This window comes from Myceligenerans indicum (assembly GCF_016742955.1).
Taxonomy (GTDB): Bacteria; Actinomycetota; Actinomycetes; order Actinomycetales; family Cellulomonadaceae; genus Myceligenerans; species Myceligenerans indicum.
In genome coordinates this window covers 25,745-34,566 of sequence record NZ_JABBYC010000048.1, presented here as the reverse complement: position 1 = coordinate 34,566, position 8,822 = coordinate 25,745, and the positions used below count along the sequence as shown (strand labels likewise).

The window sequence follows — 8,822 nt, the reverse complement described above, 5'->3', positions numbered from 1 at the left end:
GAACGGCATCATCGAGCTCCACCGCCGCCTCGCCCGCGGCTACCGCAACCGCGACAACTACCGCCTACGCATGCTCCTCGCCGGCGGCGGACTCGACATCACGCCCCTACCGGATGTCCCATGAGCCCCATAAGGAATACCGGAAGATCTATCACGAAGTCGGCCCCTCACCCGCGAAGCATCGAAGCATCGAAGCAAGTACAGGCCGTCGTCTGCGGGGATGCCAGCAGAAGACCCGATCACAAGAAGCACCATAGCGGACGGGCACCCAACCGCAGGCAAGATCGGCAGCGTAGGCGGCAGCGGCCGTCGCCGTGGCGGCGGCTACCTTCGAATGCCCCCACATCCAGCAGCCTGGTCGACCGACGAGGCCGGCTGCCGCGACCGGCCGGACCTGGCGGCCGGGGCCGCACGCCACGCTCCCCCGGGCCGCCCGGCCCCGCCCTCAGGCCCCGTGGACCAGCGAGAACAGATCCTTCGGGTCCGCCGGCTCCGCGATCAGGTCGAGGTGGGTCAGCAGCTCGGGGGCCGTGGCGACGACGTCCGCCGCGACGAACTTCAGGGTGGTTCAGTCCTCCACGGCGAAGCCGACCGAGTCCCACACCACGAGCTCGTCGTCGGCGCGCCGGCCCGGCTTGGCCCCGGTGATGACCTCCCACAGCTCCGTCACCGGGAAGTCGGGCGTCTGCTTCTGGATCTCGCCCTCGATCCGGGTCTGCTCCGTGTGCTCCACGAAGACGTTCGCCCGCGCGATCGTGGCCGCCTCCAGCTCCGTCTTGCCGGGGCAGTCGCCGCCGATCGCGTTCACGAACACACCCGGGTTGGCGCCGTCACGCAGGGCGGCGTCGGACAGCACCACGGCGTTGCGCTTGTCCGCCGTGCAGGTGGTGACGACGTCGGCACCGCGGGCGGTGCGGGAATGCGCTTTCACGCCTGCGCCGGCCCCGACAGACAGGAACTCACACGTATGCCTACTCGACGCGCCGCCCACTCGACCATCCGCACCCTCTTGCTCTCGCTGGCGCTCACCCTGACGATCGTGGGTGGGACCGTCACCGTGGCGGAGGCCGCCAACAGGTCTCTGGCCGCGACGATCTATGTCCAGGAGAAGTCGAACTGGTGCTGGGCGGCAACATCGAAGACGGTCGTCAAGAGGACGACGGGCAACACTCCATCGCAATGCACACTCGTGAAGCGCGGTAAGAACTCGAGCACATGCCCGAATGTCACAGGCACCTTCGGGCAGAACGTCTCGTACGCGCTCGCCGATTCCGGCGTGAGCAACATCGGCACCGTATCGCTCGGCGCGCTGACGTACAGCGCATTCCGCGGCGAGATCGATTCGAGCCGACTGGTGATGATCCGCTGGGGGTGGTCGAGTGGTGGCGGCCACATGCTCGTACTCAAGGGGTACAACACCGACGGGTCGAAGATCATCTATATCAACCCGCTCAACGACGTCTACAAGGTCAACAGCTACTCCTGGATGAAGTCCACCAGTTCGCACACCTGGTCGCACTCACGGACCAGCATCTTCTGAGGAGCCCACAATGAACATGATGAGCCGAACGCTGACGACGGCCCTGTCCGTCGTGCTCGCGCTTGGGGCCGCGTCGGCCGCCGCGGCTGAGGAATCCGAGGTTCCTGACGACGTCGCGGAGGCTTTCGCCGGTCCGGTCATCGAGGAGATCCAAGGCGACGAACTGACCGACGAGGATGCGCCCGACTTCTCTGGCAATCTGCGCGCGGTCGCCGTGCAGCCGATCTTCATGTTCGACGAGAACTTCTACGAGGGAGTTCCGGACGAGCCGCTCACCGAGACCGGGGAGTGGATCGCAGCTCTCGTTCGCGACGACACGGTGATCGGCACCGCCACCGTCTGGAAGCCCTCTGGGGTCGTCGAGGTAGCCGGGTATGACAACGACGCCCCGCTCGGCAACGAGCTGCGTTCCGAGTCGGGCAAGGCCCTGGTGCGCGACGAGCCGGTCGGAGCCTATTACTGGTACGACAGGCCCAACCAGACGTTCACGCCCGCGAATGATCCGGCGCTCGTGCAGGTCGCCGGCCCGGCCCCCCTCAAGGATGTGCAGGCGGCGGTCGTCGAGCGTACGCGAGCGGCGCAGGCGGATGGCCGCGACGATGTCGTGGGCGGACAGTCACCCACACAGGTCGTCGGTGGCCGGTCCTGGTTGCCGCTGGTGGGGGGCCTGGCCCTTCTTGCCGGCGGGCTCGCGCTCCTCGCGCACTTCTGGCGCGGTCGGACGGGTCACACGGAATCGTCGTCACCCGCAAGCGGCGCATAGCGGGCATCCACTCGCCGAGGCGAGACCACCACACCCAGCCCTCGACGGCCCGACCCGCGTCGTCATTCATGAGGAGCTCAAGACGGGACTGCTGCACCGCCGGAGCGGTACAGCAGTCCCGAATCGGAGCCGATCGGCCCTGAAGGTCCTGCGGTCAGGCTTCTGCGATCAGGGAGTACAGGTCCTTGGGGTCGTGGGGTTCGGCGATGAGGTCGAGGTGCTGAAGGAGTTCCGGTGCGTTGGTGGTGACGTCGTCGTAGACGTACTTCAGCGTGGTCCAGTCCTCGACCGCGAAGCCCACCGAGTCCCACACGATCAGCTCGTCGTCCGAACGACGCCCCGGCTTGGCCCCGGTGATGACCTCCCACAGCTCCGTCACCGGGAAGTCGGGTGCCTGCTTCTGGATCTCGCCCTCGATGCGGGTCTGCTCCGTGTGCTCCACGAAGACGTTCGCCCGCGCGATCGTGGCCGCCTCCAGCTCGGTCTTGCCGGGGCAGTCACCGCCGATCGCGTTCACGAACACACCCGGGTTGGCGCCGTCGCGCAGGGCGGCGTCGGACAGCACCACGGCGTTGCGCTTGTCCGCCGTGCAGGTGGTGACGACGTCGGCGCCGCGAGCCGCCTCGGCCGGGTCCGCCGCGATCACGACGTCGAACCCGAGCTCCTTGGCGTGCCGGGCGAGCTTCTCGGTGGCGCGCGGGTCGACGTCGAACACGCGCAGCGTCTCGATGCCCAGCTCCGCGCGCATGCCCAGCGCCTGGAACTCGGCCTGCGAGCCCGCGCCGATCATGGCCATGACGCGGGAGTCGCGCCGCGCCAGGTAGCGGGCCGCGAGCGCCGACGCGGCCGCGGTGCGCAGCCCGGTCAGGAGTGTCATCTCGGCGAGGAACGACGGGTAGCCGTTGTCGACGCGGGCGAGCATGCCCACGGCGGTGACGGTCTGGAAGCCGCGGGCGGGGTTGGCGGGGTGGCCGTTGACGAGCTTGAAGCCGTAGGTCTCGGCGTCGGCGGTGGGCATGAGCTCGATGACGCCCTCGGCCGAGTGGGTGGCGATGCGGGGGCGCTTGTCGAGGCCGGGCCAGGCCGCGAAGTCGCGGTCCATGGCGTCGGTGAGGCCGGCGATGACGGCCTGCGGTCCGCGGCGGGCGGCCCAGCGGGCGGCGCCGGCGACGTCGAGGAAGGGAACGGTGGTCATGCGGGCACCTCCGTGAGGTCGCTGGCGTGGTCGGCAGTGGACGCAGTCACGGTGACAGGGACCTCGTCGGTGGCGCCCACCGCGTCGGTGGCGGTGGCGGCGTCGGGCCGCAGTTCGAGGGTGCAGCACTTGACGGAGCCGCCGCCCTTGAACAGTTCGGACAGGTCGACGGGGACGACGTCGAAGCCGGCGGCGGCGATGTCGTCGGCGAGCCGGCCGGCGCGGTCGGTGAGGAACACGTGCTTGCCGTCGGAGACGACGTTGAGGCCGAGCACGGCGGCGTCGTCGTCGGAGGCGAGGATGGCGTCCGGGTAGAGGCGCTCCAGGGTGGCGCGGGACTCGGCGGTGAAGGCGCCGGGCAGGTAGGCGACCTGGGGCGGGTTGCCGGTCTCGCCGGTGTCGAGCACGGCCAGGGCGGTGTCGAGGTGGTAGTAGCGGGGGTCGACGAGTTCGAGGGGGACGACGTCGATCCCCTGCTCGGCGAGCCCGAGCCGGCGGGCGGCCTCCTCGTGGGCGGCGCGGGTGGTGCGGAAGCCGTGGCCGGCGAGGAGCTTGTCGCCGACGATGAGCAGGTCGCCCTCGCCCTCCTGCGTCTCCCCCGACTGTCCGGCGGCGGTGAGGCCGCGCGTCCGGGCGGCGGGGCCGGTGAACCAGGCGTCGTAGGCGGGGCCTTCCTTGGCCCGCTCGGGGTAGGTGAAGCGCGCCGCGAGCGCCTGCCCGCCCACCACGATGCCGCCGTTGGCGGCGTACACCATGTCGGGCAGGCCGGGCTCGGGGTCGATGACGTCGACGGTGTGGCCGCGGGCCTCGTAGGCCTGCTTGAGGGTCTCCCACTGGGCCAGTGCCCGGGTGGTGTCGACGGGCACGCTCGTGTCCATCCAGGGGTTGATGGCGTAGACGACGTCGAAGTGCTCCGGAGGGCACATCAGGAAGTGCCGGTTCACGGCACGGCGCGTAACGGTGCGGGTCATGGCGGCGACGCTATCGAGTGCGACGTTGCACGACGGCGGTGTTTCGTTGCGTTGTCGGCGGCACTTGCGAGGGTGATCGGGCCCGGTGCGCAACAGATCGCGGGCGGGGTGTGCTCGCAGGCCACCGGGCTTGTCGGGGACCGGATCGCCGCGGGGTGCGGGCACGACGCGGGCTGCGGGCGCGACGCGGACGACGCTGGCAGGGCCAGGGCGGCGCGGGAACGACGGCGCCGGCACGGGAGTTCCCGTGTCGGCGCCGTCGTGTTCCTGCGCGGCGTCACCGCCCGCCGGGTGCTACTTCTTCAGGTCGAAGCGGTCCAGTTCCATGACCTTCTGCCACGCCGCGGCGAAGTCGCGCACGAACTTCTCCTTGGCGTCGTCCGAGGCGTACACCTCGGCCAGGGCGCGCAGCTCGGAGTTCGAGCCGAACACGAGGTCGACGCGGGAGGCGGTCCACTTGCCGTCGCCGGAGGTGTACGTCTTCTCCTCGGTGTCCGGCTTCCACTCGATGCCGAGTTCGAGCAGGTTGACGAAGAAGTCGTTCGTCAGGGTTCCGGGTGCGTCGGTGAGGACGCCGAGGTTCGAGCCGTCCCAGTTGTTGCCGAGGACGCGCAGGCCACCGACGAGCACGGTCATCTCCGGGGCGGTGAGGCCCAGGAGGTTGGCGCGGTCGATGAGCAGGTACTCGCTGGGCAGCTTGAGGAAGCCGCTGTCGTAGTTGCGGAACCCGTCGGCCACCGGCTCCAGCCAGGCGAAGTTCTCCTGGCTGGTCTGCTCCTGGGTGGCGTCGACGCGGCCGGGGGTGAAGCCCACCTCGACGTCGACCCCGGCGGCCTTGGCGGCCTGCTCCACGCCCACGCCACCGGCGAGGACGAGCACGTCGGCGAAGGAGAGCCCGGACGACGCGGCGATCTCCTCCAGCTTCGCGACGACGGGCGCGAGCTGCTCGGGCTGGTTGACCGTCCAGTCCTTCTGCGGCGCCAGGCGGATGCGTCCGCCGTTCGCGCCGCCGCGCTTGTCGGACGTGCGGTGCGTGGCCGCCGCCTTCCATGCCGTCGACACGAGCTGGGTGACGGTGAGCCCGGAGTCCGCGATGGCCTGGCGGGCCGCCGCGATCGCCGCGTCGGAGGTGTCCGCCGACCCGGCGGGCAGGGGGTCCTGCCAGACGAGGTCCTCGGCGGGGACCTCGGCGCCCAGGTAGCGGGCCTTGGGACCCATGTCGCGGTGCGTGAGCTTGAACCAGGCACGCGCGAACACGTCGGCGAACGCATCCGGGTCGGCCAGGAACCGGCGGGAGATCTCTTCGTAGGCCGGGTCCACGCGCAGCGAGAGGTCCGTCGTGAGCATGGTCGGCAGGCGCTTGGCGCCGCCCTCGTCCGGGGCGGGGATGACGGCCTCGGCGTCCTTGGCGACCCACTGGGTCGCGCCGGCCGGGGAGGTGGTCTTCTCCCACTCGTAGCCGAACAGGTTCTCGAAGAAGTAGTTGCTCCACTGCGCCGGGGTCTGGGTCCAGGTGACCTCCAGGCCGGAGGTCAGCGCGTCCTCCAGGACGCCGCTGCCGTGGCCGTTGCGCCAGCCGAAGCCCTGCTCCTCCAGCGGCGCGGCCTCCGGGTCGGGGCCCTGCATGTCGTCCGGGAAGGCGCCGTGCGTCTTGCCGAAGGAGTGGCCGCCGGCGATGAGGGCGACCGTCTCCTCGTCGTCCATGCCCATGCGGCGGAAGGTCTCGCGGATGTCGCGGGCCGCCGAGGCCGGGTCGCCGTTGCCGTTGGGACCCTCCGGGTTGACGTAGATCAGACCCATCTGGACCGCCGCGAGCGGCGCCTCGAGGTCCCGGTCACCCGTGTAGCGCTCGTCGTCCAGCCAGACCTTCTCCGGGCCCCAGTAGACGTCGTCGTCGGCCTCCCACACGTCTGGGCGGCCGCCGGCGAAGCCGAACGTCTTGAAGCCCATGGACTCCAGGGCCACGTTGCCGGCCAGGATCATGAGGTCGGCCCAGGAGATCGCCTGGCCGTACTTCTTCTTGACCGGCCACAGCAGGCGGCGCGCCTTGTCCAGGTTGCCGTTGTCGGGCCAGGAGTTCAGCGGGGCGAACCGCTGCTGGCCCGCACCGCCGCCACCGCGGCCGTCGTGGGAGCGGTAGGTGCCTGCCGAGTGCCAGGCCATGCGGATCATCAGGCCGCCGTAGTGCCCGTGGTCCGCGGGCCACCAGTCCTTGGAGTCCGTCATCACAGCCGTCAGGTCCGCCTTGACCGCATCCAGGTCGAGGGCCTCGAAGGCTGCCTTGTAGTCGAAGTCCGCGTCGAGCGGGTCACGCTCGGCGGTGTGCTTGGCCAGGATCTTCAGGTTCAGCCGGTTGGGCCACCACTCGGTGTTGGCGTCGCCCTGCGTCGGGTGCACGCGTCCGCCGTGCGCCACAGGGCACTTGCCCTCAGTACTCTCGGCCGGGTTCGCAGCCGTGGTCTCAGACATAGGACTTCCTTCCAGATACAAGGAGCACTCAATCGGTCATGGCACGACAGGCAGGACACAGACCCCAGTAGACGATCTCCGCCTCGTCCACGGCATAGCCGTGGTCGTCGTCGGGGGTCAGGCACGGCGCCTCACCGACCTCGCAGTCGACGTCGACGATCGCACCGCAGCTCCGGCACACCAGGTGGTGGTGGTTGTCCCCGACCCGCGTCTCGTACCTGGCCGTGGCACCGGACGGCTGGATGCAGCGCACCAGCCCGGCGGCGGTCAGGGCATGCAACGAGTCGTAGACGGCCTGGTGGGAGACCTCCGGCAGGTCCTGGCGTGCCGCGGCGAGCAGCTCGCCCGCGTCGGCATGCGGATGACCCGCCACGGCGGCCAGCACCGCCACCCGCGGCCGGGTCACACGCAGGCCCGCCTCGCGCAGCCGCTGCTGCGTCCCGTCAGTCGTGCTCACCACCCCAGTCTCACCCCTTTTCTTGAACGAGTCAAAAGAAGGAACCGGTGGCGGACTTTGCTGCTCCATGTCCGACATTCCCGCTACGGTGGCGGCCCATGAGCGCGAGTCCCACCAACCTCACCGAAGGCGCCGAGAGCGCACGGGCCGACGCCGGACAGCCGGCCGACGACGTCCCCGGCGACGGCACCCCCTCCGATGACGCCCCCTCCGACGACGCCCCGGATGACGGCGGCCGCCGGACCGGACCTGCCCCGGCCGCCGTCGAACGGAACGACGCCGCACAGAACGACTCCTCGCAGAAGACGCCGCAGAACGATGCCCCACCCGGCTCGTCCGGGTCGAAGCACCCGCCACGCTGGCTGCCGCGCGCCCTGGGCCTGGGCATCGTCGCCGTGTTCGTCGGAATCTTCAGCTGGCACGCCCTCGGGGCGCTGAAGAGCCTGTGGGTGGCGGTTCTCATCGCGTTCTTCCTGTCGCTCGCGCTGGAGCCGGCCACGGTGTGGCTCGTGCGGCGCGGCTGGAAGCGGCCGGCCGCGGCGGCCGTCACGCTGATCGGGTCGCTCGCCGTGATCACCGGGGTCATGGCGCTGTTCGGGAACCTGTTCGTGCAGCAGGTGATCGAGCTGGGCAGGACACTGCCCGAGTACTACGACACGCTGCGCACCTTCGTCCTCGGGTTCGTCGATCTCCCGCTGCCCGAGAAGGACCAGCTCGTCGGCCAGGGCCTGGACCAGTTCGGCAGCGACCTGGCCGCCAGCGCGCTCGTCGTGGGCAGCGCGGTGCTCAGCGGCCTGTTCTGGAGCATCACGATCCTGCTGGTCGCGTTCTACCTGCTGGCCGCCGGACCGCGGTTCCGGCGGGCGGTGTGCCGCTGGGTGCCCACCGACTACCAGGACGAGGTGCTGCACCTGTGGGAGGTGGTGCAGCGCAAGGTGTCCGACTACATCGACACCCGCCTGGTGCTCGCGGCCATCTCCACTGTCGTGACCTGCATCTTCCTGCTGATCCTGCGCACGCCGTACGCGATCCCGCTGGCGGTGTTCGTCGGCGTCGTCTCTCAGTTCGTGCCGACGATCGGCGCCTACCTGGGCGGCGCGCTGCCCATCATGGTGGCGCTCACCGGTCAGGGGCTGTGGCAGGCCGGGGTGGTGCTCGCGTTCGTGGTGGCCTACCAGCAGGTGGAGAACCTGTGGCTGGCGCCGATGCTCTCGGAACGGGCGCTGGAGATGAACGCCGCGGTCAGCCTGCTCGTGGTGCTGGCCTTCGGTGCGGTGTTCGGGGCGCTGGGCGCGTTCCTGGCACTGCCGATCGCCGCGACGATCCAGGCCATGGCCACCACCTACCTGCAGCGGCACGAGCTGATCGAGTCGCACATGTTCTCCGACCCGCAGGACAAGTGGGTGGCGGCGGGCTGACCGGTCGCC

General features: G+C 70.1%; 8 protein-coding genes. 3 read left to right on the top strand and 5 right to left on the bottom strand.

Going from position 1 to position 8,822, the window contains the following annotated elements; translation table 11 throughout:
• Positions 1–568 precede the first annotated feature (568 nt).
• Positions 569–931: a Rossmann-fold NAD(P)-binding domain-containing protein gene (locus HGK34_RS22960; RefSeq protein ID WP_307816091.1), complete on the bottom strand. Its 363-nt coding sequence runs from the start codon at positions 929–931 to the stop codon at positions 569–571.
• Positions 932–967: 36 nt separating this feature from the next.
• On the opposite strand from HGK34_RS22960, the gene HGK34_RS22955 reads away from it, so the two are divergent.
• Positions 968–1,540, top strand: coding sequence for a papain-like cysteine protease family protein (locus HGK34_RS22955; protein WP_244666921.1), 573 nt, complete (start codon positions 968–970; stop codon positions 1,538–1,540).
• A gap of 19 nt (positions 1,541–1,559) precedes the next feature.
• Positions 1,560–2,303 carry a hypothetical protein gene (locus tag HGK34_RS18480; protein WP_201850114.1) on the top strand — a complete coding sequence of 248 codons (744 nt, stop codon included), beginning with the start codon at positions 1,560–1,562 and terminating at the stop codon, positions 2,301–2,303.
• Positions 2,304–2,457: 154 nt separating this feature from the next.
• Here the strand turns inward: HGK34_RS18480 and ocd are convergent, their stop codons facing one another.
• The 4 genes from ocd to HGK34_RS18460 form a co-directional block, all read right to left on the bottom strand.
• Entirely contained in the window at positions 2,458–3,498 is a 1,041-nt protein-coding gene (gene ocd, locus HGK34_RS18475) for an ornithine cyclodeaminase (RefSeq protein ID WP_201850112.1), read from the bottom strand.
• Complete coding sequence (gene ddaH / locus HGK34_RS18470) at positions 3,495–4,469, bottom strand: dimethylargininase (protein ID WP_201850110.1); 975 nt, start codon at positions 4,467–4,469, stop codon at positions 3,495–3,497. The genes ocd and ddaH overlap by 4 nt, the downstream gene beginning before the upstream one ends.
• Before the next feature lie 294 nt (positions 4,470–4,763).
• The gene (gene katG / locus HGK34_RS18465; protein ID WP_201850108.1) at positions 4,764–6,938 is read right to left on the bottom strand and encodes a catalase/peroxidase HPI; all 2,175 of its coding nucleotides are present in this window, start codon (positions 6,936–6,938) and stop codon (positions 4,764–4,766) included.
• A gap of 28 nt (positions 6,939–6,966) precedes the next feature.
• On the bottom strand, positions 6,967–7,395 hold the full coding sequence (locus HGK34_RS18460) for a Fur family transcriptional regulator (RefSeq protein WP_307816090.1): 429 nt from the start codon (positions 7,393–7,395) through the stop codon (positions 6,967–6,969).
• 98 nt (positions 7,396–7,493) lie between these two features.
• Between HGK34_RS18460 and HGK34_RS18455 the strand changes: the two genes are divergently transcribed.
• Entirely contained in the window at positions 7,494–8,813 is a 1,320-nt protein-coding gene (locus HGK34_RS18455; protein ID WP_201850104.1) for an AI-2E family transporter, read from the top strand.
• The last annotated feature ends 9 nt before the right edge of the window (positions 8,814–8,822 follow it).